Origin of the sequence: Xanthomonas sp. WHRI 6106 (genome assembly GCF_040202405.1) — a bacterium.
GTDB classification, from domain to species: domain Bacteria; phylum Pseudomonadota; class Gammaproteobacteria; order Xanthomonadales; family Xanthomonadaceae; genus Xanthomonas; species Xanthomonas cannabis.
In genome coordinates this window covers 71,305-97,502 of the sequence record NZ_JBEGFC010000005.1, presented here as the reverse complement: position 1 = coordinate 97,502, position 26,198 = coordinate 71,305, and the positions used below count along the sequence as shown (strand labels likewise).

Below are 26,198 nucleotides of genomic sequence, written 5' to 3'. Positions count from 1 at the left end.
ATGAGTAGTGGACGTAAATACGGGCTTGCATTGGCCCTTCTCGCAGCAATCGCCGCGTCGCCAATTGTCGTGCAGGCACAAGCAGTCGATTACTACGATTACAAGCCCGATCAGATCTACCAAGTTCGGACTGGTCTAGGAATCACGACGCAGATCGAGCTGAGCCCAAACGAGAAGATACTGGATTACAGTACGGGTTTCAGTAGCGGTTGGGAGCTGACCCGTCGGGGTAACGTCTTTTATCTCAAGCCGAAGAACGTCGACGTGGACACCAACCTGATGGTGCGTACTGAGATGAATTCTTACATCTTCGAGCTGAAGGTCGTCGCGACCGACTGGCGCCAGCTGGAGCAGGCCCGTCGCGACGGTGTACAGTATAAGATCGCGTTCACTTATCCCGGTGACACGCAGTTTGCTGTTGCTCAAAAAGCGGTCGAGGAAGAAGTCAAGCCGTTGCTGAGTAGTGAATTGGCAAAGGATCGTCAGTACTATTTTGACTATTCGTATTCCACACGAAACAAGAAAAAGGCGTGGTTGATCCCGGTCAGTGCCTACGACGACGGCCGTTTTACCTATTTGAAGTTAAATCCGTCTCCTGAATTCCAGACCGGTAGTTTCCCGGCAGTATTTGGGCGCGAGCAAGAGCATGGCGAAGATTTTGTGGTGAATACCACTGTTGAAGGGAATACGTTGGTCGTGCATGGGACGTACCCTTATCTGGTTATCCGTCACGGTGATAACGTGGTCGGGCTGCGAAGGAATGCGAAGAAATGAGTCCAAATACTTCTAACAACGATCAAAGTCGTGAGCAGACTGATGCAGCGCGTGATACCCACGAAGAAGCACTGGGCTCGAACCCGTACTACAGTCGTGCTCAGGGCGATGCCCCCAATCTGGACGCTGCCGCGCCAACGCTGCGAAGCGCGGAAGATCAACGGCTGAACAGGAAGGCGTTAGTCTTCCTCGCAGGTATTGTTGCGCTGCTGATCCTGATGGGGTTTCTGGTATTACGGAAGTCGCGTGACGAGGAAGAAGCACCGAAGAAGGAGACGCAGGTCGCGCGCACCGCTACCCCGACAATTCCGAACCTTCAGCGCGATCCCGAGCCGGTGCAGGCGAGTGAGCCGGATGCGATCGACGTGTTGCCTGCGCTTCCTAACTCGGCGCCGCCTCCGCAAGTCAATTATCAGCCGATGTCGGATGCCCCGCGTAACGATCGCGGGCCAAGCTTGCTTGAGCGGCGCATGGCCTCGACAGGACTCGGCTCGGGCAGCCAGGGCGGCGACGCTGGCGCTGATGCGCCACCGCAGCCGTCGGATGAGATGTATCGGCAGCTCATGTCGCGTGCGTCCGGTGGCGAGTCGTCGCCTCAGGAGAGTGAGCCCAAGCGCGGCCCCGATGTGGATGATGTATCCAGCGCCAGCTTCATCAATCACCCGGATGCACTGCTGGTGCGAGGCACCTATCTGCGGTGTGTGCTCGAGACGCGCATCATTACCGACGTGCCTGGCTTTACGTCCTGCTTGCTAACCGAGCCCGTGTATTCCATCAATGGACGTAGTCTGCTGCTACCGAAGGGATCTAAGATCTACGGGGCCTATGGTGGTGGTCCGACTGGTAAGCGCGTCTCGGTCATCTGGGATCGCATTACTACCCCGAACGGTATCGACGTTGCAATGTCTAGCCCTGGCGTAGACCAGCTGGGTGGCGCAGGGCATCCGGGCCAATACAGTGCACATTGGGGGAGTCGCATCACCTCGGCGCTGATGATCAGTATGCTGGCCGACATCTTCAAATATGCGGCAGCTGAGAGCGGCCCTGAGACGACGACCATCACAGGCAATGGGCTGGCAATTCAGCAGCCTTACGAAAGTTCCACTGCGCGCACGATGGAGCGCCTGGCCGGTGAAGCGCTCAATGAGAATATGCGCCGCCCGCCAACGGTCACCATTAACCAGGGTGTCGTGGTCAATGTGTATGTGGCCAAAGATGTCGATTTCACCGCTGTGCTTGCACGGCGCCGATAACGGATAGCTGCGATGGACGCCGAGTCCAAAATTGCCGACGTATCAAGTGAGTTCCTGCGCTATCAGTACGAAGTGTTGGGTATTCACGAATACATGACGTCCAAAGACGTGACGGAAATCTGTATTAATCGTCCCGGCGAGCTCTATCTGGAAACGGCATCGGGCTGGCAGCGTGTCGAGGTACCAACCCTGACCTTTGAACGCGCCCGGCAGTTTTGTACCGCGGTGGTCAACGAAAGCAACACGGGGCAGCGAATCACCGACGCTGACCCAGTGGTTTCGTTGACGTTCCCGACCGGCCAGCGTGCTCAGTTCGTTATCCCCCCGGCATGCGACGCTGGAAAGGTATCGATCACTATCCGTCTTCCTTCCAAGCACACGAAGACGCTGGCGCAATACCAAGAAGACGGCTTTTTCGATCAGATTCTCGAAACCGGTCATAGCCTCACCGACCAAGATCGCGAACTACTAGAGTTGCGGCATACCCGGAACTATGCCGAGTTCTTCAGGCGCGCCGTACTTTATAAGAAAAATATCGTCGTGTCGGGCGCAACCGGCAGTGGTAAAACGACGTTCATGAAGTCGCTCGTCCACCACATTCCGGAGAATGAGCGGCTTGTGACGATCGAGGACGCGCGGGAATTATTTCTCACACAGCAAAATACGGTTCACTTGCTCTATTCGAAAGGTGGGCAGAGCGCGAGCAACGTATCTGCAAAAAGCTGTATGGAAGCGTGCCTGCGCATGAAGCCGGACCGGATCATTTTAGCGGAGCTACGAGGGGACGAGGCGTTCTACTTCATCCGTAATTGCGCATCGGGCCATCCCGGATCGATTACAAGCTGCCATGCCGGTAGTCCTGAGCAAACCTGGGACCAGCTGGCGCTGATGGTGAAGGCGTCCACCGAAGGATCCGGACTTGAATTCGCAATTATCAAGCGTCTGTTGATGATGACGATTGACGTCGTCGTACACATCAAGGCACATGCGGGTCGGCGCTACATCACAGGTATCGACTTCAACCCTGAGCGTGCGTTCGCGTGAAGCGGTGCCCGTCAAGAACTTCGAGAGCTGATGAGGTGAGTCATGCTTCCTGGAATTGAGATGGCTGCGTGTTCCGAAATGGCAGTTCCCATGTCGGTGATGCAACACGTGGTGAACGTCGAGTCGTCCAGTAACCCCTACGCCATCGGCGTGGTCGGGGGTAGGCTCGTGCGGCAACCCAAAACCATGGGAGAAGCGCTAGCTACAGTTAAGATGCTCGAAGAGAAAGGCTACAACTTTTCGGTCGGCTTGGCTCAAGTGAATCGCTACAACCTGAACAAATACGGCCTAAGCTCGTACGAAAAGGCGTTCCATCAGTGTTCCAATTTGCAGGCCGGGTCCAAGATCCTGGCTGAATGTTATTCGCGCTCCGGCAATGACTGGGGTAAATCGTTCAGCTGCTACTACTCGGGAAATTTCGTCACCGGGTATCGACATGGTTACGTGCAAAAGATCTATGCGTCTATTCAGGGGCAGAAAGGAGCTGAGGCGGTCGCTCCGATTGCCGTCGTGAACACAAGGCAGGCGCCAAAGCCCGCGCGGGTCACGGCAGCTCCAAATATGCAAATAGAGCGTAGAATTGTCGACCAAGGCACAGTCGAAAGGGTGCAGGGAATGGCACAGAGAGCGCAGTTCATACCCCAGCGGAATGGTGACCCCGCATTGGTGATTGCTCCTTCGAGCGTGTCGGAGTACGCCCGGGGCGCGTTGATGAGGACGGCCGATGCGGCGATTTCCAGTGTTGTTTCGAATGCGCTCACGAAGCGGAGTGGGCCCGGGCCGAGCGAGCCAGTCGGCGAGCCGCCTTCGCACGCGCAGCAAGACGCATCTGCGTCGGACGTCGGCAACTCCTCAGCTCCTGTCGTGGTGCGTCCATGGGGCGAAAAAGTCAATGGCGCACGTCCCATGAGCCAGCAGAGATCACCCACGGCGCCGACTGCGCCGAGTGTAGATACCGCATTCGTTTTCTGACGATTGCAAACCCAACGGCTGGCAGTGCCGGCTAGTAGTTGTTGCCAGACCATCATCAAGGAGATTAACAGTGAAGATGAACAATCAAGACATTGCAAATGCACGTCGTACGCTCAAGACAATTGCTTACGCCGTGGCGTCGGTCGCTGTGTTTGCTTCGGGCGCAGCGTTGGCTGGCCCAGGTGGAACCTCATACGGCGGCACGGATCAGAAGGTCTGCGGTTTCTTTGAAGACATCAACGGCTTGCTCAGCATGGCGTCGATCGCCGTGGTGACCATTGCTGTCATCTTCTCGGGATACCAGATTGCATTCGCGCACAAGCGGATTGGTGACGTCGCGCCGATCCTGGTCGGTGGAGTCCTCATCGGTGCTGCCGGACAGATCTCGACCATGTTGATCGGCGAGGAAGGTGAGAAGTGCACCGCAATGGTGATGCACCTCAGCCAGTACATGAATGCATAAGAACGTCGTCTTCAGGGGCTGCACGCGTCCAGCGATGTTTTTGGGCGTTCCATATTTGCCGTTCTTCCTGATCGTGGGAGGCACGTTTCTGCTGTCTCTCTACACTAGGATGTGGGTGATGGCTGCCATTCCTCTTGAGATTTTCATCCTGCGGCAGATGGCGCGCCGTGACGAGATGATTTTTCGGATGCTTGGACTGAAGCTGCAATTTCAGTTCAAGGTCAGGAATGTTGGAGATCATTCTGGTAACTGGGTGTTTTCGCCGAATAACTATCGTCGGACCCCTGCACCGAAAGATTGACGCCTGCACATCGGACCGGCAGCGTGCTGCCGGTCCGCTCTATGGAAGGCCCCTAGTTACGCGTTTTCAACGGAATAGAGCATGTTCAGTCCAGATGCGCCCATCGGTGACTTTGTTACGCTGTCATCTCATGTTGCACCCGCGGTCATCAAGACCACGGGCGGCGATTTCCTGATCACGTGGCACCTGGAGGGCTTGCCCTTCGTAGGGCGTGAAGACTGGGATTTGGAGCATAAGCACAACACGTTCAATCGCCTGCTGCAGACCTTACGTGCCCCTGATTTTGTCAACGTGGCATTTTGGGTGCATGACGTTCGCCGCAAGCGTCGTCTCAAGAGCAAAAGCACGTTCCGGCAGCGCTTCAATCAGGATCTCTCTGACGAATATTTCGACATGCTGTCGGCGCAGCGGATCATGCAGAACGAGTTGTATCTGACGATGATTTACCGCCCTGTCGTCGCGGGAAAGCGCTTCGTCGAAAAATCGACCAATATCGAAAAGCTTCAGGCTGAGCAGAATCAGGCGATTGCCAAGTTGATGGAGATGGCTGGTAACGTCGAAGCTGTCATTCGTGACTACTCGCCTTATCGTCTGGGAATGTACGAGGCGAAGAACGGTGTTGTCTTTTCTGAAGCGCTTGAGTTCTTTGGCTATCTGATCAACCGCATTGACGAACCGGTTCCTGTCCTGTCGGCGCCGATCAAGGATTATCTGCCTGTCAGCCGGCATACGTTTTCGCCCAAGACGGGCGATTTCCTGGTAACAACGCCAAATGGCGGTAATCATTTTGGCGCCATTCTCAATATCAAGGAATATGCTGAGGCAACGTTCCCTGGAATCTTGAATGGGCTGAAGTATCTCGATTTTGAATACGTCATCACCCATTCATTTAGCCCCATGGGCCGTCAAGATGCGCTAAAGGTCCTTGATCGCACGAAGGGCATGATGATTTCGTCGGGTGACAAAGCCGTTAGCCAAATTGTCGAGCTCGATCAGGCCATGGATCAGTTGTCGTCAGGCAACTTTGTGCTGGGCGAATACCACTTCCTGATTGCCATTTACGCTGACAGCCAGGAACGCTTGTCGCAGAATATTGCAGCGACGCGTGCCGAACTCTCGAATGCAAGCTTTGTCTCCGCGAAGGAAGATATCGCAATCGCATCGTCGTTCTACTCTCAATTGCCCGGCAACTGGCGCTACAGGACGCGTCTGGCCAATATTAGTTCACTGAATTTTCTAGGTTTGTCGCCGTTGCACAATTTTGCGACTGGTAAACAGCACAATAACCCGTGGGGAGACTGCGTTACAACGCTGCAGACCACCAATGGGCAGCCGTACTATTTCAATTTCCACGCCACACACCCGTCAGAAAATTCGCTTGGCGAAAAGGCGATCGCAAATACGATGGTGATCGGTAAATCCGGCACCGGTAAAACAGCGCTGATCAACTTTCTGTTGAGCCAGGTACAAAAGTACGAGCCTTCGCCCACCATCTTCTTCTTCGATAAAGACCGTGGTGCCGAGATTTTTGTGCGTGCTTGCGGTGGGAATTATCTTGCCCTGGAAAATGGCCAGCCTACCGGGTTCAATCCCTTCCAGTGCGAGCGCTCAGAAGAAAATGTTCAGTTTTTGGCAGAGTTAATCAAGGTGCTGGCTGGCAAGCGGGAGTACACCTCGCGCGAAGAAGAAGACATCTATCGAGCTGTCGAAAACATGCTGGATACGCCGATGCATTTGCGCAGCATGAGTAACTTCCAAAAGAGCCTTCCCAATATGGGTGACGACGGGCTGTATGCCCGTATGCGGCGCTGGACAATGGGGAACTCGCTTGGCTGGGTATTCGATAACCCGGTAGATACTGTCGACCTCAGTCGAGCTAATATCATCGGGTTTGATTATACCGATGTCATTGATAATCCTGAAGTTCGCGTGCCGGTTATCAATTATCTCCTGCACAAGCTCGAGTCGCTGATCGACGGTCGCCCCCTGATCTATGTGATGGACGAGTTCTGGAAGATTCTCGATGGCGAGGGTGGTCTGAAAGAGTTTGCCAAAAACAAGCAGAAGACCATTCGTAAACAAAACGGACTGGGGATCTTTGCTACCCAAAGTCCGGAGGACGCGCTGAAGAGCGATATTGCCGCAGCGTTGATCGAACAGACGGCGACCTTGATTCTGCTGCCTAATCCAAATGCGAGTAAGGAGGACTACATCGAAGGGTTGAAGCTCACCGATGCAGAATTCCAAGTGGTAACCGCACTAGACGAGCGCTCTCGGTGTTTCCTTGTGAAGCAGGGGCACGCATCTAGTGTCTGTCAGCTCAACCTGCGCGGCATGGATGATGCGTTGTCGGTGATTTCCGCTTCGACCGATAACATCGAGGTGATGCACCGAGTGATTCAGGATGCTGCGCTCAGGCGTGGCGTTCATGTCAGTGAGTTGTCGCCCGAAGAATGGTTAGAGAATTTCTACGAAAGGCGCAAGGGGTCGCGTAGCAAGAAGCAGCAGGTCGCTGCTGCTTGAGTGCAAGGACGTTGCATATTTCGATTGATCGAATAAGGGAAGCTGGAGAAGAAAATGAATGTTAAAAAGGATCGCGCCGATAAATCGTCTAGGGTTGGGTCCAAATTACGGACGCTGGTCTTGGTGCTTGGCTGCGCGGCTTGCCTGAATGGTCAGGCTGTGACATTCATCGATCCAGCGAACCTAGTGGAAAATTTCACACAGCGGGTCCAATCTGCTTGGCAGTTTGCGAAAGATAATTCGCAATACGCGAAAGAGGCGCAGTATTTCATCGACCAGGCAAGACGGTGGAAACAACAATATGACGCCGCAATGGCCTTCATCGATCTGGCGAGCTACCGATCAATGCTACCGGACGGTGTAGAGCTGGCGAAAGTAGACGAGGAATACATGGTCAAGGAGCGCTGCGGTGGAGAGGCTCCCAGTGTGTTCAGTGTCTCGGGTCTGAAGGAAATTATTTCCAGTAAGGTCAAGGAGGCGTTGAACAGTGAAGGAATCGACGAGCAACAAAAAAAGACCTGCGCTTATATTCAAATGCTTAAAAATAAGCGTTACAACGATTCGATTGATTTTATTGAAGTGACGATGCCCGCTTTTCAGCGGGAACTTGATCGTATCGTGTTTCGTGCTGCAGGGAATAATACGCCAGGCGCGGTGGATGCACGAATGTTCGAGTTGAGAACCTTGTCGAACGCGATGGACATCCAGATGTCGACGTGGACCGCACGTAACCAGGCATACGAGACATATATCGTGCTGATGGAGGACAAGCAAAAGTCACTTGCCAAACAGGCGCTTAAGGGGAAGGAAGTGCTGCTTGGCACGGTGGTCAAGAATCTCGCTCTGCGCGCAGCGCTGAAAAACGAAAAGACAAACTAGTTGTCACTCGGCAATTTCGTCGGGGCTTGCGCTTCGGCACCGTTAGAACCAAGGAATGCGTCTCATGGTTATGGACATCGTTAGCACAGTTTCCAATTGGCTTCCTAACATGCGCGTAGCCGATGGTGGGTCTATTGGAGATTTCTTCTTTTTCCAAGCCATTATCGAGTATCTCCGAATCGAGATTTACAATTTCGGTCTGGAGACAATGCGCCGGATGATGGAATGGGTGGCAGGAATTGCACTGACGCTCATGACACTCTGGATCCTGTTCCAGGGCTATCTGATTATCTCCGGAAAGAGCCGGGACTCAATGATGGCACTCGTCACCGGCATGGCGCGTGGCGCGCTGGTGGTGATGGTAGCATCGTCAATGGGCATGTTTGGTCAGGACCTTCATCAGTTTCTGGCGGTGGACGTTCCTCAGGAAATCACCGGGCTTATCACCGGAAAAGAAGATGAAACCGCAGAGCATCAAATCGATGAGAGCTTAGCCTGGATGCAGGTCGCGCTGACTACGATAGACTCGCTGCAAGTCGTCGATGATGAAGGCCTGCAACGAGAGAAAGCGACCGCCATGTGGTTCACTGGCATCGGTACGGGTGGACCGGCGTTGACCGCCGCTGCCATGTTGCTGTTGTATCAGGTGGCCATTGCGATGTTCGTCGGGTTTGGGCCGTTGTTCATCCTGTGCCTGTTATTTAATCAGACCAAGCAGTTGTTCCAGAAGTGGCTGCTTTACGGTATCGGTACGATGTTCTCGATGGGCGTGCTGGCCGCGATGGTGTCGATTTGTATGAAGATGGTCGCCAAGGTCGCTGGATCGCTCTGGGCGGTCAAGGGGCTTGGCATGGTGCTGGACATGGATTTTACGAACGGCATCACAAGTCAGGCCATGCAAACCGGCGGGATGGGCGTATTGTTGACGCTTCTGATCCTGACGACACCTCCGATGGCCGCGTTCTTCTTCCAGGGAACCCTGGGTAGCTTCATGGCGTATTCGCAGATTGGCGGTGCAGCGTCGGCTGGTGGGTCTCCTGGTCCGCAGGGACAGGCGCCGGGATCCTACAGCCCTCCAGCTCCCACGCGTGACACCTCGGTAGGTCAGGGATCTTCTTCTTCTCACGATTCTGGAAGAGTAATGTCAGCTAATAGCTCCGGCGGCGTGATATCTAATCAACCTACTGGAATGATGGCAAAAGCCGATCACGTAGGCATAAATCCTCGTTATTGAAGTAACTAAACGATGAAAATTTCAGCTCTACTGAACTATCTCTTTTTTTGGAGCTTACTGTTGCTCAGCGGGAGTTTATATGCTGAGGGTAATTGTCCACCTGGGAGTTATCCTATTGGTGGTCAGGGCGCAATGGGATGTGCCCCGATTCCTGCAGGTGGTCAAGTAGGCGCTGCGCCTACTGGTGAATGGAGAAAAACTTGGGGCGCGGTGGCAATGTCGAAGGTGGGGGATGGTGCAATCGGCGTGTCGAGTGGTTTTGTTTCAAAATCCCAAGCCAAGAGTGATGCTTTAGAAAAGTGTCAGCAACTAACGGATAAAGGCTGCAAAATCGAGGTTTATTACAAGAATCAATGCCTCGCAATTGCTCAGCCTTCTCAGGGGGGAGTGGTGACATGGGGAACAGGGCCAACTGAAGCTAGAGCTGAGAGCGAAGCAAGGGGTGGTTGTTCCTCAAATGGCAAGTCTTGCGGCGTATTGTTTAAGGGGTGTACTGATCCGGTTTTTCGGAAATACAAATAAATCGTCTTTGACGGAATGGCCTGACCCGCTTCGCTTCTAGGTTGCCTTAACTTAGATACGGGTGACGCTAACCAATCGGTTCGCCGCAGGTAGCCGATGATGAAGGCCTGCAACGAGAGAAAGCGACCGCTATGTGGTTCACTGGCATCGGTACGGGTGGACCGGCCTTGACCGCCGCTGCCATGTTGCTGCTGTATCAGGTGGCCATTGCGATGTTCGTCGGGTTTGGGCCGTTGTCATCCTGTGCCTGTTATTTGATCAGACCAAGCAGCTGTTCCAGAAGTGGCTGCTTTACGGTATCGGTACGATGTTCTCGATGGGCGTGCTGGCCGCGATGGTGTCGATCTGCATGAAGATGGTCGCCAAGGTCGCTGGATCGCTCTGGGCGGTCAAGGGGCTTGGCATGGTGCTGGACATGGATTTTACGAACGGCATCACAAGCCAGGCCATGCAAACCGGCGGGATGGGCGTATTGTTGACGCTCCTGATCCTGACGACGCCTCCGATGGCCGCGTTCTTCTTCCAAGGTACGTTAGGCAGCTTTATGGCCTACTCCCAGATCGGCGGTGCAGCGTCGGCTGGTGGGTCTCCTGGTCCGCAGGGACAGGCGCCTGGGTCTTACACTCCACGTCAACCAACTACTAATGATCATGCAGGTGGGGAAACTAGCAGGGCGCCTCAACAGATATTTGGTTCAGGCAATGTACCATCCCCACAAGTTGGTAGCCGAGCATCAAACCGTGAATCTAATGTCTAATTTTTCCGTATTAAAGATAACTGGGATTTTTTTCTGGGCGGTTATGCTTCTTTTTTCGTCCAGCAATTCCTTTGCTGAAGGAGCCTGTCCTCCTGGGTCCTATCCTATCGGAGGGCAAGGCGTTTCTGGTTGTGCGCCTATTAGCGCTGGGGGTAGCAGTAACCCCCAGCCGACCGGGGAGTGGCAGACTAGGTGGGGAGCATTAGCTTACGACGAAGATGATAAAAGTTTAGGGGTGGCAGAGGGCAGGCGATCAAAGTCTGAGGCACGTGATGTCGCTGTTGAATTTTGTATGCAGGGAGGGGAAAGGGTTGTAGTGCCAAGGTTTTCTATAAAAATGGTTGCATTGCGGTAGCGAGTTCTGAACAGAGGAATATATCTAAATCTTACATATCTTCTTCGAAGGTTAGAGCGGAGGATTTGGCATTAAAGTTATGCGGTATAGGTGATTGCAAAATATTTTATTCCGGATGCAGTGAAGCCTATTTTAAAAGGTACTGATTTTAATGATTTCTTAGTTAGTAGGTTTTTCATGCTTCACTGCGCGACAGGTCGCTCTGACCACGATCGACTCGCTGCAAGTCGTCGATGATGAAGGCCTGCAACGAGAGAAAGCGACCGCCATGTGGTTCACTGGCATCGGTACGGGCGGACCGGCGTTGACCGCCGCTGCCATGTTGCTGCTGTATCAGGTGGCCATTGCGATGTTCGTCGGGTTTGGGCCGTTGTTCATCCTGTGCCTGTTATTTGATCAGACCAAGCAGCTGTTCCAGAAGTGGCTGCTTTACGGTATCGGTACGATGTTCTCGATGGGCGTGCTGGCCGCGATGGTGTCGATTTGTATGAAGATGGTCGCCAAGGTCGCTGGATCGCTCTGGGCGGTCAAGGGGCTCGGCATGGTGCTTGACATGGATTTTACGAACGGCATCACAAGCCAGGCCATGCAAACCGGCGGGATGGGCGTATTGTTGACGCTCCTGATCCTGACGACACCTCCGATGGCCGCGTTCTTCTTCCAGGGCACGCTGGGTAGCTTCATGGCGTACTCGCAGATCGGCGGCGCGGCCTCGGCTGGCGGATCGCCTGGGCCGCAGGGGCAAGCGCCGGGGACATATACGCCTGCGCAGCGGGTTGATGAGGGCTCTACATCAACTACAATTGCTCCTACGGTGAGAGGAGTGGGAGCTAATACTTCGTCCGGCTCTGAGTCGAGTCAAAGTGGACGTGGTGCACATCGTGATTTGAATGTTTAGGATCATTTCAATGAAAGTCTTGATATTATTTGCAATAATTCTTCTTCTGACTTTTAAATCTCTAGATGCTTCTGCAGAAGGAAACTGTCCCCCCGGGTTTTATCCAATTGGTGGGCAGGGGGTAGCGGGCTGCGCTCCGATGAGCGGTTCATCTAATGCTACAACGCCTACCGCGACTGGAGAATGGGAAACTAGGTGGGGGGCTTTTGCATTCGATGAAGCCAAAGGATTCATTGGGGCTTCTTCGGGCCAAAGCTCTAAGAAGAAGGCTCGTCAAGAGGCTGAGTTGGAATGTCGGAAAGTTGGCGGCGTTAATTGTAAACCTATTTTCTTTTACAAAAATCAATGCGCTGCAATTGCTGTGGGCTTAGGTTCCGGAGGTGCCGGATATTCAGGCTCTCCAACCTTGGATGGCGCAAAGGACCTAGCTGTAAAGGCATGTATAGGGAAATCACCCGGGAAGAACTGTGAAGTAATTTATTCCGCCTGCAGTATGTCTTCCTTCAGGAAATATTAATTTATTAAATCAAGAAAATTTCTCGTCACTGTCATTGGTTCCGCAATTACTTCTAAAGAGTGTCATCAACGAGGTCACTCAATGTGTCAAAGGGTGTCACAACGTTATTTGACATGGATTTAACCAGCGCCATCATAAGCCAAGCATGCAAGCAGTTGGCTGAGCGGTCGAGGGCTCGGCATGCTACTCGATATAGATTTTACGAACGGCATCACAAGCCAGGCAATGCACAAATAGAAGGCAAGGGCGTTTTACTCCTGACGACATCCCTGACGGCCCCAGTCTTCTCCGAAGCACATTGGGCAGCTTCATGACGTACTCGCAGGTTGGCGGTGCGACCTCGGCTGGCGGAGCACCTGGGCCGCAGGGGCAGGCGCCCGACTCTTACACACCGGCGCAGGCCGTTAACACCTCGGCCTCCACCCAGCAAAATAATGATGTTCGGATGGGAGGAGGTGGTATCCCAACGCAAAGTAGTAATTCTGATGCTGGGGCAAAGGCTGCTCATCGTGATTTGAGGTCATGATAATGAAATTTGCTATATTCTTTTTCTTGATTGCAAGCGATGTTTATGCCGAGGGCCAGTGTCCTCCGGGATATTACACGATTGGCGGGCAGGGAGCCGTAGGGTGCGCGCCGATGAGTGGAGGAGACACTGGCTCCCAGTTACCTCAAGCTACAGGTGAATGGGAGAAGCGCTGGGGAGCTTTTGCTATAGATACAGCTGTAGGAGTTCTCGGTGCGTCGGCTAGAAATAAGAGTAAATCCGATGCCAAGCGTGCAGCCATACAAGATTGCGTAGGATTGGGTGGCAAAGCCTGCAAAGTTAACTTCGTATATTACAATCAATGCGCTGCCGTGGCACGGTCGATAGATGGGGGAGGGAGCACGATACAAGGAGCGAAGTCAGTAGATGAAGCAAAGAAGCTCGTGTTGGAGGCTTGTGAGTCTAAGTCGAAGGTCGGAAAGTGTGAGCTTATTTATACTGATTGTAGCATGTCTGAATTTCGGCGTTATTAATTAATTATTTTGTTTATGTGTGATATTGGTGCGCGGGTAGGCGTGTAGCCAATGGCGGGTCGATTAGAGATTTATTGTTTTTCCAAGCTATTATTGTGAATTTACGGATCGAGATTTATGATTTCGGTCTGAAAGCAATGTGCGAGGATGTGAAGTGTGCCAGGCGTCGCTCTGACGCTCATGACGCTGTGAATTCTGCTGCGGGAGCTATTTGATTAACTCCACAAAAAAGCCGTGATTTGATGATGCTGGTCACCGACATGGCGCGTGGCGCGCTGGTGGTCATGGTGGCATCGTCGATGGCATGTTTGGTCAGAATCTACATCAGTTTCTGGCAGTGGACGTTCCTCAGGAGATCACTGCGCTCATCACCGGCAATGAAGATGAGATGGCTGAGCAGCAGATCGATGAGAGCCTGGCCTGGATGCAGGTGGCGCTGACCACGATCGACGCCCTTCAAGTGGTGGACGACAAGGGGCTGCAGGAGGAAAAAGCCACCGCAATGTGGATGACAGGTATTGGTACCGGTGGTCCGGCGCTGACGGCCGCTGCCATGTTGCTGCTCTACCAGGTGGCTATTGCGATGTTTGCTGGCTTTGGGCCCGTGTTCGTCTTGCGCCTGCTTTTCGATCAAACCAAGCAACTGTTCCAAAAGTGGCTGCTCTACGGCATCGGCACGATGTTCTCCATGGGTGTGCTGGCCGCGATGGTGTCGATTTGTATGAAGATGGTCGCCAAGGTCGCTGGATCGCTCTGGGCGGTCAAGGGGCTTGGCATGGTGCTGGACATGGATTTTACGAACGGCATCACAAGCCAGGCCATGCAAACCGGCGGGATGTGCGTATTGTTGACGCTTCTAATCCTGACGACACCTCCGATGGCCGCGTGCTTCTTCCAGGGAACCCTGGGTAGCTTCATGGCGTATTCGCAGATTGGCGGTGCGGCTTCGGCTGGCGGATCGCCAGGGCCGCAGGGACAAGCGCCTGGGTCATACCGACCTGCTGAACCTTCCGCACAGCCTAATCGAGTAGACGATGGAGCAATGACAGGAATGCGAATATCAGGTTTTGGTGCCCCGCAGTCCCAGCAGCCAGGTGAGCGCGCTTCCAGTCGAAATCCTAACTAGAAATGCTTATGAAACGCTATTTCTTGCCTCTTTTTCTTAATATTTTTCCGGTTCTGGCTTTTGCAGAAGGTGCATGTCCGCCTGGCTTTTATCCTATTGGCGGTCAGGGAGCGTCAGGGTGCGCGCCTATTGCCTCTGGAAACTCAAATGTACCCCAACCAACCGGTGAGTGGAAAGCTCGGTGGGGGGCTCTTGCCAGAAGCCAGGACAACTCAGTACTTGGCGTTGCAGCAAAGGAGCATTCCAAATCTGCAGCAAAGAAAAATGCAATCAAGGCCTGTATGGAAATTGGTGGGGTAAATTGTAAAGTTAAAGTTTTTTATAAAAATATTTGTATAGCTCAAGCGCAGTCAACTCAGCTTGGAAAATTCAACACTTTTAACGACAACTCCAAAGAGTTGGCAGAAAGTAATGCATTGCGAGATTGCGGACACGCGGACTGCGTAGTGGGCTATTCGGATTGTAGTAAGGCGGAGTTTCACGAATACTAATGTAGAAAGATCAGTTTGTCCGGCGCTAAGGGCTGCCGCTGTGTTGTTGCTGCACCAAATTGCCACTGCGATGTTCGTCGGGTTTGGGCCGTTGTTCATCCTGTGCCTGTTGTTTGATCAGACTAAGCAGTTGTTCCAGAAGTGGCTGCTTTATGGTATCGGTACGATGTTCTCGATGGGCGTGCTGGCCGCGATGGTGTCGATTTGCATGAAGATGGTAGCTAAGGTCGCTGGATCGCTCTGGGCGGTCAAGGGGCTTGGCATGGTGCTGGACATGGATTTTACGAACGGCATCACAAGCCAGGCCATGCAAACCGGCGGGATGGGCGTAGTGTTGACGCTTCTGATCCTGATGAAGCCTTCAATGGCCGCGTTCTTTTTCCAAAACACGTTAGGCAGCTTTACGGCTTACTCGCAGATCGGCGGTGCAGCATCGGCTGGTGGATCATCCAGACCGCAAGGGCTGGCGCCGCGATCATACCGACCTGCGGACATTTCTGCACAGTCTCGGCCTGCGTGACGAACGTCTACACGCGATACGTATGCTTGGGTTTGCCCGGCGTCGCTAGCGCGGCTACGCTAACGCCCTTGGCCGGGCGCGCTTTAAGGGCTGGTAAAATGGATTGGCGTTGAGATATTCTGTGGAAGCTTAATATTCCATGGAACGCAAATTTTGCAGCTTGACAATTTTATTATTTATTAAATAAAGTGGTTATTTAATTTAATCGGAGGTTTTATGGCGGGGTTTGCGTCGGCAAGAGATCTGCTACGGCCACTATATTTATTTTGCATCTTCTTCGTTGCAGCGTGCAGTCCTGGTAATGCTCCTTCTGGAGATGCTGGTGCACCAAAAATTTCTGCTGATCAATTCGAAAAAGCTACGGCGCCAGCCTCACAAGGGGATTCAGAAATGCCAGCGACAGTTAATGCAACGCTAAATGATAAAGGTGAGGTAAGAGCAAGCATCAGCGGAATTAACGTCTCAATCAAGGCGCAGGGTTGCACCGAAGATGGCTCGGGAATCATGCTTTGTAGCCGCTCGCCGGTTGTAGAAGTGACATTTCCAGGTGGTAAGCCGATTGCTGTGGAGCCTGAGTCGCTTTACATAGATAGCAATTCCACTCTTTATCATGGTCCTCTGAATGACATGTACAAGAAAAACCGTCACTCGATCATCCTGGCTGATGTCGATGGCGATGGACATGAGGATCTAGTGATTTGGTCGGGTAAAGAGGGTAACTATGGAGGCCCCTCTTACAGCGTTTATCTTTTCGATGCCGCACAACAACTTCTTGTTTTTAATCAGTCGCTATCCGATATCACGGTGATGGCCAATGGTCTTTTCTCCGTGAAAGGGAATCTGCTGACTTCTACTTCAGGGGATGGATGTTGTATCCATGTTTTCGATACTTACGAGCTAAAAAATAACAAAGCAGTGCTGATAGAGCGGGTAACCGAAGACACAAATAATCCGGCTAAACCGAAGAAAACGATCGAGCGGCTCCAGAACGGTGAATTGAGAGGAGTGGACAACTAAAAAGCGGCAGGTAGTTTGTAGTGAGTACATGCAACGCATCTTCGGGTCTGTAATGCCGGCGATGCAACAACAAATTCTAATGACATGCGCGTACGGAGTATACTATGAGCGATGGACGTGGTCGTAGCACCGAAGGCTTTGGTGTAGATCGGGAATCCTCCGTTAGGTTGATCGTCAAAACCGCTCTTGAGAACGGTGTGACCGATCCAAAACAAATATCGTACATTCTGGCGACGGCTCAGCATGAGACGCGTAACTTTCAAGCGCCTGAAGAAGATTTCGGACGCAGCCAGGCGCGCAAACTTGGATATAGCGGCGGCGAAGAATTTTATGGCCGTGGCTATGTCCATCTCACGCACGATTACAATTATGCCAAGTTTGACAAGCTGCTTGGCCTAAATGGCGAAATGGTCCGCAACCCGGACGTGGCGAAAGACCCTGAAATTGCGGCAAAGGTATTGGTTGTCGGTATGCGCGATGGCTTGTTTACTGGCAAGCCGCTCGATCGTTACATTGATGCTGACAGCCACGACGTTTACAACGCCCGGCGTGTCGTTAATGGCGTGACGCCTAGTAAACCTTGGAGTATCGAAGCCGCTAAGGACTGCGAACGACACGCGGAAAGTTGGGAACGTCGTGTTCCCGATTTGATCGAAAGCGTTAAGCGGGATGGTGTTGATCTTAAAGCCAGCGTGGCACCGAGCTCGGCCTCCCATCATGCCGCAAAGTCGCACGACAGCCGGCTAGAACAAGGTGAGCGCGGCGAGCAAGTGAAGCAGCTCCAAGGCCAACTTGCCCAACTCGGTGCCACCGGCCGTGACGGCAAGCCGCTCCACGCCGATGGCGATTTTGGTGGCAATACCAAATATGCGGTCGAGCAATTCCAGCGCGAGCATGGCCTGCAGATCGATGGCGTGGTGGGACGGCAGACGCAAGCTGCATTAGGCCAGTCATTGTCGCAGCACACCGCCAAGCAGGCCGAGCAGACGGTCACTCCGGCAGTGCCGGTGCAGACATCCAGCCCCTTGTTATCCGATTCCCGCCATCCCGATAACGCGATGTACAACGGCGCAGTCAGTAAGCTCGAAGCCTTGGGCGAGCGTGGTGGTTTTGCCAACCGTCAGGATCTGCAGCAGGCGGCTGGCCAGATTGTATTCGAGGCCAAGGTGAGCGGCATGCAACGCATCGACCATGTGGTGCCCAATAAGAGCGGCGATGGCTTCTTTGCTGTACAGGGCGAGATGACCGACCCGGCGATGCAGCGCGTGTTCGTGGATCGCACTCAAGCGCAAGCCCAGCCGTTGGAACACAGCAGCCGGCAGGTGGCTGAGGAGAGTCAGCGTCAGGTGCAGCAACAGGCGCTGACACAGCTGCATACCGAGACGCGCGGCCCAACGATGTAAGGGCGAGGTAGTGCGGAATCGATGGCTCTGGCGTTGCCGGTGCCATTTATGTGTGGGGCGACATCAATGACCCTGGCATTGCCAGGGTTTTTCTTGTGGGACATCGCCTGGAAGCTTTGATCGACAGCCGTCCGCTGATCTATGTGATGGACGGGTTCTGGAAGGTCTGGATGGCAGGGAAACCTACGCCCGTGTGACGAACGTCTGCCCATGAATACGTATGCACGGTTACGCCCGGTGTCGGTAGCGCAGCTACGCTAATGGCCTTGGCCGGGTGCATATTCCAGCACCCGCAAAAGCCCGGGAGGGGCGTGCATGTTGCAGACACCATGGTGGCGCGGGGCGGTCATCTATCAGATCTATCCGCGTAGTTTTCTGGATTCCAACGGCGATGGGGTCGGCGATCTGCCTGGCATCATTGCCAAGCTCGACTACATCGCTGGGCTAGGTGTGGATGCGATCTGGATCTCTCCTTTCTTCAAGTCGCCGATGGCCGATTTCGGGTATGACATCGCCGACTATAGGGCAGTGGATCCGTTGTTTGGCACGCTGGAGGACTTTGATCGCCTGCTCGACAAGGCGCATGCACTCGGGCTGAAAGTGATGATCGACCAGGTGCTGAGCCACACCTCGATTGAACACGCGTGGTTTCAGGAAAGCCGTCAGGATAAAGCCAACGCGAAGGCGGATTGGTACGTGTGGGCTGACCCGCGTGAGGACGGTACGCCGCCTAATAACTGGCTATCGCTGTTCGGCGGTGTGGCGTGGCAGTGGGAGCCGCGGCGCGAGCAGTACTACCTGCACAATTTCCTGGTGGATCAGCCCGATCTCAATTTCCACAATGCCGAGGTGCAGCAGGCGACCCTGGACAATGTGCGGTTCTGGTTGGATCGCGGGGTAGATGGTTTCAGGCTGGATGCGATCAACTTCTGCTTCCATGATGCGCAGCTACGCGACAACCCGGCCAAGGCGGCGGACAAGCGGGTAGGGCGTGGTTTCAGTGCGGACAATCCGTACGCGTACCAGTATCACTACTTCAACAACACGCAGCCGGAGAACCTGGTGTTCCTGGAGCGTCTTCGCGCGTTGCTCGATCGCTACCCGAACGCGGTGAGCCTGGGCGAGATCTCTTCCGAAGATTCACTCGCGACCACCGCGGAGTACACCGCCCACGGCCGCTTGCACATGGGCTACAGCTTCGAATTGTTGGTGCAGGATTACAGTGCGGCCTACATCCGCGAGACGGTGAGCCGGCTCGAGGCGACCATGCTGGAAGGGTGGCCGTGCTGGGCGATTTCCAACCACGATGTGGTGCGCGCTGTGACGCGGTGGGGCGGCGCCGATGCCTCGCCGGTCTTTGCGCGGATGGTGGTGGCGTTGCTGTGTTCGCTGCGTGGTTCAATCTGTCTTTATCAAGGCGAGGAGCTGGGGTTGGGCGAGGCGGACGTGGCGTTCGAGGATCTGCAGGATCCTTATGGCATCACGTTCTGGCCGACCTTCAAGGGGCGCGATGGATGCCGTACGCCGATGCCGTGGACCGACGCGCCGTCTGCAGGCTTCACCAGCGGCAAGCCGTGGCTGCCGTTGTCCGCGCCGCATCGGCTCGCGGCGGTGAGCGTGCAGCAGGACGATGCACACTCCGTGCTGAGCGCCGTGCAGGCGTTCCTTGCCTGGCGTAAGCGCTTGCCAGCGCTGCGCGAAGGCGCGATCACGTTTTACGACACGGCAGAGCCGGTGCTGATGTTCCGGCGTGAGCATGCAGGGCAGGTCATGCTGTTGGCTTTCAACTTGTCCTCCAACGTTGCCGAGCTTTCGCTGCCTGCAGGTGCGTGGAGCCAGATCGATGTGCCGGGGGTGGAGCGCGGCGTGATCGAGCATGGCCGCATAGGCTTGCCTGGGCATGCGATGGTTTGCGCGACGGGCGGGGAGTGACGCCATCGCGTGCAGGTGTGGGCGAGATTGAGTGATACCAGCGAGGCATTCCATTGGGATGCCTCGCTTCGTTTATGGGTCGTCAGGTTGCGAAACGGCGCGCACGCAGAGCAGCGTGCCTGGCAAGCGGTTCAAGACGCGTCACATGCCGCTGCTGTTGCAGGCGACGGTGATGCATCTCTGTTGAACCGATCTAATTTGGCCTGATCAAACTACTTCAAACGCTTGCCCGATCAAGCTGACTGCAACTGGCGGCACTGCCAGTCAACGCAGTGTCTCCTGTCTTGCAGCCTGTCTTGCGTTTAGGTGGCAGGCAGTGGGACATACACATGTCTGATTGGCGCTGAGCCCGTCTGGCCTGTGGCGATCCCGTTTGTCGGAATTGTGATGTTGTTCTTGCAAGAGAAAGCCGCCGTTGTCTAAACGGCGGCTTTTCTCAAAACGATATTTCGACGTCTAGACCGATGCGCCCCGTGATTGCATTGCGGTAGTAGTTCAATGCTTCTGCCGATGAATATGCAGGCGGGTGACGCAGTGCATCTCGGGCAATGATTCTGTTTCCGTGGGCGCCGTACCCTCACCCCAACCCCTCTCCCGGTGGGAGAGGGGCTTTGGCGCCTCGAGTGGCGAGGGGTGACGTCAGGGAAGGAGTGCATCGCTGGTCAGTGGTTCACTGGTCAATCGGTGCAGAACTTCCAGTTCGCGTTACGTCAGAACTGCCAGTCCGCGTTACATCAGAACTGCCAGTTAACGTCACATCAAAAATTCCAGCTCATGTCACATCAGAACTTCCAGCTCACTTCACATCGAAACTTCCGGTTCACTTCACGTCAGAACTTGTAGTTCACACCCAGCACAAAGGTGCGGCCCCATTCGATGTATTCCAGCGGGCGGTCCTTGGTTTCTGCGTAGGTGCGATACGGCGAGTTGCTGAGGTTGCTGGCCTGCAGCAGCAGGGTCAGGCCGGACAGGCTGCTGGCTTCGCTGAAGTTGTAGCTGATTTGCGCGTCGGTGATGTTTTCGCCGACCACGTAGCGCAACGTGCGATTGCCGTTGAAGTTGCCGATCTCGCCGATGAAGTCCGAGCGCCGGCGCTGGCTGACACGCGCTTCGAAGCCCTTGTGCTCGTAGTAGGCGGTCAGGTTGTAGACGCGCTTGGACAGGCCGGGCAGGCTGATTTCACCGTCGCCCACGCTGGAGGCGCTTTCCGGGTCGCGGATCTTGACGTCGCTGTCGTTGAAGGTGGCGCTGGCCTGGATGCCGAAGCCTTCCAACGGGGCGAAGATCAGGTCCAGCGGCAATGAGGCGGTGAGTTCGGCGCCGCGCAGGGTGCCACCCTTGCCGTTGAACGGGGCGCTGAAGGTGCCGGTGGTCAGCACCGGCGCAGAGCCCGGTGGCGGCACGTAGCCGGCGACCAGTGCAGAGAAGTCGTAGTTGTCGCGGCTCTGGGTGTAGATGTAGCTCTTCAGGTCCTTGTAGAAGAACGCCGCAGCTACATACGCGCGATCGGCGAAATACTTCTCGTAGGAAATATCCAGGGCGTTGGCACGCCACGGGTCGAGCATCGGGTTGCCGCCGCTGGCGCCGGGGCGACCGGTGGAGGTGTCGACACCGAATTCCAGCGAGGCACGCAGTTGATCCACGCGCGGGCGTGCGACCTGCTTGGCCATCGCAAAACGCAGGGTCTGCTCGTATGGGAACTGAAACGCCAGATTCAGGCTGGGGAGCCAGTCGCGGTATTTCTTGCCATCGTCGATGGGACGCACCTCGCTGCCGGCCGGCTGCGAGGCATCCCAGTAGTTGGCCTGTGACGATTGGTCGGCGCTTTGCAGCTGCACGCCGATATTGCCGCGTACGCCCACCTGGCCCCATTCGGTATCGATGTTGGCGCGCAGCCAGGCGGTGGTGATCTTTTCTTCGACCGTCCAGGCCTTGGACACCAGGAACGAGGCATCGTCGCTGGGATTGAACAGCATGTAGCGCGACACGGCCGCCGGTACATTCCATGCAGGCAGCGAGCCGAGACCGGCAAAGCCGAGATTGACCGGTGCATATTGCAGGTCCGCACCGACGGTGGCTTCGCCCTGTGCGCCAAGGGTGATGTTGCCTTCCGGCTGGGTCTTCTGCTTTTCGCGATTGGCGTAGTTGACGCCCACGTCCAGGTCGGAAAACCAGCTCAGTGCCTCGGGCATGGCGAAGCTGGCCTGCAGGCGCGCGCCCTTGAGCACGTCTTCCACACGCGGCACCTTGCCGTAGCCGGAGCCGTAGATGGTGTTAGTCAGGAACAGCTCATCGGGATTGGAATAATTCATGCCCGGCGCCAGCTGCGAGAAGCCGTTGCCGACGACCGACACGCCTACCGTGTCCAGCTGCGGCATCGGGGCACGCTGGAGATTGTTCTCCAGGTTCAACTCGTCGCGGGTGGCCTTGGAGTAGTTCAGGTCGGCGACGATCTTGACCGCGCCGGCGGTGATTTCGTTATTCCAGCCGAAGGCGTCGATGGTGTCTTCGCGCTTGTTGTACATACCGCGCACCAGCGGATAGACGCCGCTGGCGGTGCCGCCGACAAAGCTGCCGTTATCGTTGACGCGCACGTCGGTGACGTTCAAGCCCGGCGTGTAGCCACCGTTGTAGTTGCTCAGGTTGAGCTCGAACTGGTTGGCGGTATCGATTTGCTCGGCTTCGGTGTGGAAGGCATCGAGCGTGCTGGTCCAGGCGTTGGACGGGCGGTACTGCAGCGTGGCCATGACGCCGTCGCGCTTCTGGTTGCCGGTACGCCGCAACGCCTTGATGCCATCGGAGAAATACACGCCATCGGCCACGCCGGGGCGTTGACGTTGCGCGTTGACCTGCTGCCAGGGTTCGTACAGACCCACCTGGTTTTCCTGGATCGGCATGTCGGTGTGCGCGTAGCCGATGGTCAGACCGATGGTGCGGTCGGCGAACTGGTCGATATAGCTGACGTTGAAGCGGTTGCCGTACGGGTCGACGTTGGCGGCCTTGCCCAGCGAATTGCGCTGGTAGCGGCCACCGATGGCGATCACGCGCTCGTTGTAACTGAGCGGGCGTGCGGTCTGCATGTCCACGGTGCCGGAGAGGCCCTGGCCGACCAGGCCGGCGTCGGGCGTCTTGTAGACGGTGACGCCGCTGACCAGCTCGGACGGGTATTGGTCGAATTCCACGCTGCGGTTGTCGCCGGTGCTGACCACTTCGCGGCCATTGAGCAGCGTGGTGGAAAAGTCCGGCGACAGGCCCCGCACGCTGATGACCTGCGCACGGCCGGCAACGCGTTGCGCAGCCAGGCCGGGCAGGCGTGCCAGCGATTCGGCGATGCTCACGTCCGGCAGGCGGCCGATGTCTTCGGCCGAGATGGCTTCCACGATCGAGGTGGAGTCGCGCTTGACCGAAATGGCACCTTCGATGGCGCGGCGCAGGCCGGTGACCTGCACCTTGTCCAACTCGGTGACAGCGCCGGCGGGTTGTTCGGTAGCGGATTGTTCGGTGCTGCCGGTCTGTGCTGGCGTTGCCGATTGCGCGGCAGCCAACGTCGGTGCCATGGCAACGGCCAGGGCGATACTCAGCGCAGAGCGCTTGTGCTTCAACATTTTCCCCTCCCAGGTACATGTTGTTCTTCGATTTTTGATCCGGCAGACGCCTGGATGTCATGCGTCGCACGCCCGGACGGACGTCACGACGGCAACGTATGGTAGACACCGCGCCCACGTGCAAACGCGGGCTGCATACGTATTCAACCGTGCTGATGGCGATGAAATCGATTCCATGCGCGCTGTTCACCCGATGCGCCACCGTGGCTGCCGATCCGCCATGCGGGCGCGGCGCTCACGCCATCGCGGCGCCGCTGTGGTTCACGTGTTGGCCTTGCAGGCGCTGCGGCAGCCCCGTAACGGTATCGCTCAGCGCTTGGCCTCCAGCGGAACAAAGCGAATCGCCTGGCCGCCGCCCGGCGCCAGACGCAGTTCCAGGATGTCGCTGCTGCTTACCAGGCGCTCTTCGCGCACGAAGGCGAACGGCTTGCTGACGTAATCCGCGTCGTCGCCATCGCGATAGATCTGCGCGGTGTAGCGCACGCCGGGTTCCAGGAAGCCCAGCGGCACCTGCAGCAGGCGGCCATGCTCGTCGGTGATGCTGCCCAGGAACCAGTCGCGGCTATGTCGGTCCTTGCGCGCGATGGTGACGTAATCGCCCACCTCGCCATTCAGCGCCCGGGTCTGATCCCAGTCCACCGCCACGTCCTCGATGAAGCGGAACGCCTCGCGGTGCTGCAGGTAATGCTCGGGCAGGTCGGCGGCCATCTGGATCGGGCTATACAGCGCCACGTACAGCGCCAACTGCCGCGCCAGCGTGCTGGGAATGGCCTGGCCGTTGCGGCCCTTCAGGCTGACGATGCCGGGCGTGTAGTCCATCGGCCCGGCGAGCAGCCGCGTGAACACCAGGTTGACCTCGTGTTCGGGTGGATTGGGCGGCTGGCCCCAGGCGTTGTATTCCATGCCGCGCGCGCCTTCGCGCGAGATCCAGTTGGGGTAGGTGCGGCGCAAGCCGGTGTCCTTGATCGGCTCGTGCGCGTTGACGGCGATATGGCGCTGCGCCGCTTCCTGCACCACGCGCAGATGATGGCGTGCCATCCATTGGCCGTCGTGCCATTCGCGCAGTGGCGTGCCGCCGGCAGGATTGCGGCGCTCCACTTGGCCGTCGTCGCAGACATAACCGGTCTTCACCGAGTCCACGCCGAAGCGTGCATACAGGTCCATCGCCTCGGCGATCTGGTCTTCGTAATGGTCCACTGCGCACCCCGTTTCGTGATGGCCGATCAGATGCACGCCCTTGGCGGCGGCGTACTTGCTCAGTGCGGGAAGGTCGAAATCCGGCGTTGGCCGGGTGAAATCGAAGTTGCCGCCATTGCCGAACCATTCGCCGTCCCAGCCCGGGTTCCAGCCTTCGACCAGCACGCCGCGAAATCCGTGCGCGGCGGCAAAATCGATGTAGCGCCGGGTGGTGGCGGCGGTGGCGGCATGCGTGGGGCCGGTGGCCCAGGTCTGCTGGTTGAGATGCATCGACCACCACACCCCGACGTACTTCGACGGCTTGACCCAGTCCACGGCCCCCAGCGCATTGGGTTCGTTGAGGTTGAGGATCAGATTCGATTCCACCAGGCCGGTGGCCTGATCGGCGATCTGCAGCGTGCGCCACGGCGTGTCGAAGGGCAGGCTGCGCCGCACCTTCCAGCCTTCGGCGGCCGGCGACAGTTGCGCGCGCAGGCGCTGGTCGTCGGTTCGACGCAGCCACATCCCCGCGTAGTCCACCAGCGCGGCTTCGTGCAGCGCAATGTGCAACCCGCTGTCGGTGCGCAACGTCATTGGCGTATGCGCCAGGGTGAGCTGGTTCAGCGGCGTGCGGTTGTACAGGTATTCGTAGTGGATCGGTTCGCCTGCCGGAATCCACCACGCCTGGGCCGGCTGCGCAATGGCGAACTCGGTCAGTTCGTCGTCGATGATCGCCTCGCTCCATCCCGCTTGTTGCGGAAAGTGATAGCGCAAGCCGACGCCATCGTCGTACACGCGAAAGATCACATCGAAGCGGCGCCGCGCACCGTCGCGCTCGCCTAGCCGAACGCGCAATTCGGCGTAGTGGTTGCGGATCAGGCGCGTTTCGCCCCAGGGTTGCTCCCAGGTCTCGTCGCGATCCTGACGCGCCTGCGAGAGCACCACCAATCCGCGGTCCAGGCGCCCGTCGCGCAGGTTGAAGCCCAGCCGCGAGCGCTGCAGCACCGGCTGGCCGAGGCGTTGCACGCGGTAGTACGGCGTGCCGCCGTCCAGCTCCAGGCTGACTTGCAAGACGTTGCCGGGTGAGTGCACCTCAATGGCAGTCACCTCGGCGTGGGCCAGTGGCGCAAGACTGCCAAGGCCGCTCAGCACCAGCAGCCGTGCGATCCAGGCGGCGCCCAGTGTCGAGCGTGCTCGACGTGAAGACAGCGGCATATCCCCTCCCAAGGCAACCGTTGTACAAGTGGCGACTATGCGGCCGCTTGCAGCTGCTGGGCCGCGCTGCGTGCTGTCGACAGCCATGAATACGTATGCAGTGATGCGTCTGGGCAGGGCGCGCGTCTACCATGGCGCCACGGCACCTGGGAGGGTCCGCGCCCGTGGCACGACAGTGCCGCGCACCATAACGCGTGCAAC

At 56.3% G+C, this 26,198-nt stretch carries 23 protein-coding genes; 21 read left to right on the top strand and 2 right to left on the bottom strand.

Going from position 1 to position 26,198, the window contains the following annotated elements; translation table 11 throughout:
* The 21 genes from ABQZ09_RS09460 (at nt 1) to ABQZ09_RS09365 (ending at nt 20,001) form a co-directional block, all read left to right on the top strand.
* Nucleotides 1–774, top strand: coding sequence for a TrbG/VirB9 family P-type conjugative transfer protein (locus tag ABQZ09_RS09460; RefSeq protein WP_184555453.1), 774 nt, complete (start codon nt 1–3; stop codon nt 772–774).
* Nucleotides 771–2,027, top strand: a complete 1,257-nt coding sequence (locus tag ABQZ09_RS09455) for a TrbI/VirB10 family protein (RefSeq protein WP_349776752.1) — start codon at nt 771–773, stop codon at nt 2,025–2,027. Before ABQZ09_RS09460 ends, ABQZ09_RS09455 begins: the two co-directional genes overlap by 4 nt.
* A 12-nt stretch (nt 2,028–2,039) precedes the next feature.
* The gene (gene virB11 / locus ABQZ09_RS09450; protein WP_184555019.1) at nt 2,040–3,071 is read left to right on the top strand and encodes a P-type DNA transfer ATPase VirB11; all 1,032 of its coding nucleotides are present in this window, start codon (nt 2,040–2,042) and stop codon (nt 3,069–3,071) included.
* A gap of 42 nt (nt 3,072–3,113) precedes the next feature.
* On the top strand, nt 3,114–4,043 hold the full coding sequence (locus ABQZ09_RS09445) for a lytic transglycosylase domain-containing protein (protein ID WP_266103777.1): 930 nt from the start codon (nt 3,114–3,116) through the stop codon (nt 4,041–4,043).
* A 70-nt stretch (nt 4,044–4,113) separates the two neighbouring features.
* Nucleotides 4,114–4,506 (top strand): TrbC/VirB2 family protein, encoded by a 393-nt coding sequence (locus tag ABQZ09_RS09440; protein WP_166748848.1) that lies wholly within the window; start codon nt 4,114–4,116, stop codon nt 4,504–4,506.
* Complete coding sequence (locus ABQZ09_RS09435) at nt 4,499–4,807, top strand: VirB3 family type IV secretion system protein (protein WP_039407530.1); 309 nt, start codon at nt 4,499–4,501, stop codon at nt 4,805–4,807. Before ABQZ09_RS09440 ends, ABQZ09_RS09435 begins: the two co-directional genes overlap by 8 nt.
* 81 nt (nt 4,808–4,888) lie before the next feature.
* Nucleotides 4,889–7,330 carry a VirB4 family type IV secretion/conjugal transfer ATPase gene (locus ABQZ09_RS09430; RefSeq protein WP_039407533.1) on the top strand — a complete coding sequence of 814 codons (2,442 nt, stop codon included), beginning with the start codon at nt 4,889–4,891 and terminating at the stop codon, nt 7,328–7,330.
* Nucleotides 7,331–7,384: 54 nt separating this feature from the next.
* Entirely contained in the window at nt 7,385–8,209 is an 825-nt protein-coding gene (locus ABQZ09_RS09425; RefSeq protein WP_039563608.1) for a hypothetical protein, read from the top strand.
* A gap of 70 nt (nt 8,210–8,279) precedes the next feature.
* The gene (locus tag ABQZ09_RS09420; RefSeq protein ID WP_349776837.1) at nt 8,280–9,443 is read left to right on the top strand and encodes a TrbL/VirB6 family protein; all 1,164 of its coding nucleotides are present in this window, start codon (nt 8,280–8,282) and stop codon (nt 9,441–9,443) included.
* 12 nt (nt 9,444–9,455) lie between these two features.
* Complete coding sequence (locus tag ABQZ09_RS09415) at nt 9,456–9,965, top strand: DUF4189 domain-containing protein (RefSeq protein ID WP_228313993.1); 510 nt, start codon at nt 9,456–9,458, stop codon at nt 9,963–9,965.
* A gap of 133 nt (nt 9,966–10,098) precedes the next feature.
* Nucleotides 10,099–10,722, top strand: coding sequence for a type IV secretion system protein (locus ABQZ09_RS09410; RefSeq protein WP_349776751.1), 624 nt, complete (start codon nt 10,099–10,101; stop codon nt 10,720–10,722).
* Nucleotides 10,723–11,010: 288 nt separating this feature from the next.
* The gene (locus ABQZ09_RS19895) at nt 11,011–11,223 is read left to right on the top strand and encodes a DUF4189 domain-containing protein (protein WP_503018826.1); all 213 of its coding nucleotides are present in this window, start codon (nt 11,011–11,013) and stop codon (nt 11,221–11,223) included.
* Nucleotides 11,224–11,345: 122 nt separating this feature from the next.
* The gene (locus ABQZ09_RS09405; protein WP_503018824.1) at nt 11,346–11,975 is read left to right on the top strand and encodes a type IV secretion system protein; all 630 of its coding nucleotides are present in this window, start codon (nt 11,346–11,348) and stop codon (nt 11,973–11,975) included.
* A gap of 10 nt (nt 11,976–11,985) precedes the next feature.
* A complete protein-coding gene (locus ABQZ09_RS09400; protein WP_184555014.1) occupies nt 11,986–12,492 on the top strand; it encodes a DUF4189 domain-containing protein in 507 nt (168 codons plus the stop codon).
* 522 nt (nt 12,493–13,014) lie between these two features.
* On the top strand, nt 13,015–13,512 hold the full coding sequence (locus ABQZ09_RS09395) for a DUF4189 domain-containing protein (RefSeq protein WP_349776750.1): 498 nt from the start codon (nt 13,015–13,017) through the stop codon (nt 13,510–13,512).
* 304 nt (nt 13,513–13,816) lie between these two features.
* Nucleotides 13,817–14,638, top strand: coding sequence for a type IV secretion system protein (locus ABQZ09_RS09390; RefSeq protein ID WP_349776749.1), 822 nt, complete (start codon nt 13,817–13,819; stop codon nt 14,636–14,638).
* 8 nt (nt 14,639–14,646) lie between these two features.
* Nucleotides 14,647–15,129, top strand: coding sequence for a DUF4189 domain-containing protein (locus ABQZ09_RS09385; RefSeq protein WP_349776748.1), 483 nt, complete (start codon nt 14,647–14,649; stop codon nt 15,127–15,129).
* Nucleotides 15,092–15,649, top strand: coding sequence for a type IV secretion system protein (locus tag ABQZ09_RS09380; protein ID WP_349776836.1), 558 nt, complete (start codon nt 15,092–15,094; stop codon nt 15,647–15,649). Before ABQZ09_RS09385 ends, ABQZ09_RS09380 begins: the two co-directional genes overlap by 38 nt.
* A 216-nt stretch (nt 15,650–15,865) precedes the next feature.
* Entirely contained in the window at nt 15,866–16,666 is an 801-nt protein-coding gene (locus ABQZ09_RS09375; protein WP_349776747.1) for an XAC2610-related protein, read from the top strand.
* 104 nt (nt 16,667–16,770) lie between these two features.
* Nucleotides 16,771–18,069, top strand: coding sequence for an XVIPCD domain-containing protein (locus ABQZ09_RS09370; RefSeq protein WP_266103776.1), 1,299 nt, complete (start codon nt 16,771–16,773; stop codon nt 18,067–18,069).
* 315 nt (nt 18,070–18,384) lie between these two features.
* Nucleotides 18,385–20,001, top strand: coding sequence for an alpha-glucosidase (locus tag ABQZ09_RS09365; RefSeq protein ID WP_228313990.1), 1,617 nt, complete (start codon nt 18,385–18,387; stop codon nt 19,999–20,001).
* Nucleotides 20,002–20,831: 830 nt separating this feature from the next.
* On the opposite strand, the gene ABQZ09_RS09360 is transcribed toward ABQZ09_RS09365, so the two are convergent.
* Complete coding sequence (locus tag ABQZ09_RS09360; RefSeq protein WP_184554992.1) at nt 20,832–23,606, bottom strand: TonB-dependent receptor; 2,775 nt, start codon at nt 23,604–23,606, stop codon at nt 20,832–20,834.
* A gap of 309 nt (nt 23,607–23,915) precedes the next feature.
* The gene (locus ABQZ09_RS09355) at nt 23,916–25,997 is read right to left on the bottom strand and encodes a glycoside hydrolase family 97 protein (RefSeq protein WP_349776746.1); all 2,082 of its coding nucleotides are present in this window, start codon (nt 25,995–25,997) and stop codon (nt 23,916–23,918) included.
* Nucleotides 25,998–26,198 lie beyond the last annotated feature (201 nt).

Excerpts from the sequence above, each read along its gene's own strand:
- ABQZ09_RS09375 (WP_349776747.1), top strand. The coding sequence starts at position 15,866 with ATGGCGGGGTTTGCGTCGGCAAGAGATCTGCTACGGCCACTATATTTA.
- ABQZ09_RS09385 (WP_349776748.1), top strand. The coding sequence starts at position 14,647 with ATGAAACGCTATTTCTTGCCTCTTTTTCTTAATATTTTTCCGGTTCTG.
- ABQZ09_RS09400 (WP_184555014.1), top strand. The coding sequence starts at position 11,986 with ATGAAAGTCTTGATATTATTTGCAATAATTCTTCTTCTGACTTTTAAA.
- ABQZ09_RS09405 (WP_503018824.1), top strand. The coding sequence starts at position 11,346 with ATGTGGTTCACTGGCATCGGTACGGGCGGACCGGCGTTGACCGCCGCT.
- ABQZ09_RS09365 (WP_228313990.1), top strand. The coding sequence starts at position 18,385 with ATGTTGCAGACACCATGGTGGCGCGGGGCGGTCATCTATCAGATCTAT.
- ABQZ09_RS09370 (WP_266103776.1), top strand. The coding sequence starts at position 16,771 with ATGAGCGATGGACGTGGTCGTAGCACCGAAGGCTTTGGTGTAGATCGG.
- ABQZ09_RS09360 (WP_184554992.1), bottom strand. The coding sequence starts at position 23,606 with ATGTTGAAGCACAAGCGCTCTGCGCTGAGTATCGCCCTGGCCGTTGCC.
- ABQZ09_RS09430 (WP_039407533.1), top strand. The coding sequence starts at position 4,889 with ATGTTCAGTCCAGATGCGCCCATCGGTGACTTTGTTACGCTGTCATCT.
- ABQZ09_RS09435 (WP_039407530.1), top strand. The coding sequence starts at position 4,499 with ATGCATAAGAACGTCGTCTTCAGGGGCTGCACGCGTCCAGCGATGTTT.
- ABQZ09_RS09445 (WP_266103777.1), top strand. The coding sequence starts at position 3,114 with ATGCTTCCTGGAATTGAGATGGCTGCGTGTTCCGAAATGGCAGTTCCC.
- ABQZ09_RS09455 (WP_349776752.1), top strand. The coding sequence starts at position 771 with ATGAGTCCAAATACTTCTAACAACGATCAAAGTCGTGAGCAGACTGAT.
- ABQZ09_RS09395 (WP_349776750.1), top strand. The coding sequence starts at position 13,015 with ATGATAATGAAATTTGCTATATTCTTTTTCTTGATTGCAAGCGATGTT.
- ABQZ09_RS09415 (WP_228313993.1), top strand. The coding sequence starts at position 9,456 with ATGAAAATTTCAGCTCTACTGAACTATCTCTTTTTTTGGAGCTTACTG.
- ABQZ09_RS09460 (WP_184555453.1), top strand. The coding sequence starts at position 1 with ATGAGTAGTGGACGTAAATACGGGCTTGCATTGGCCCTTCTCGCAGCA.
- ABQZ09_RS09390 (WP_349776749.1), top strand. The coding sequence starts at position 13,817 with ATGTTTGGTCAGAATCTACATCAGTTTCTGGCAGTGGACGTTCCTCAG.
- ABQZ09_RS09420 (WP_349776837.1), top strand. The coding sequence starts at position 8,280 with ATGGACATCGTTAGCACAGTTTCCAATTGGCTTCCTAACATGCGCGTA.
- virB11 (WP_184555019.1), top strand. The coding sequence starts at position 2,040 with ATGGACGCCGAGTCCAAAATTGCCGACGTATCAAGTGAGTTCCTGCGC.
- ABQZ09_RS09355 (WP_349776746.1), bottom strand. The coding sequence starts at position 25,997 with ATGCCGCTGTCTTCACGTCGAGCACGCTCGACACTGGGCGCCGCCTGG.
- ABQZ09_RS09425 (WP_039563608.1), top strand. The coding sequence starts at position 7,385 with ATGAATGTTAAAAAGGATCGCGCCGATAAATCGTCTAGGGTTGGGTCC.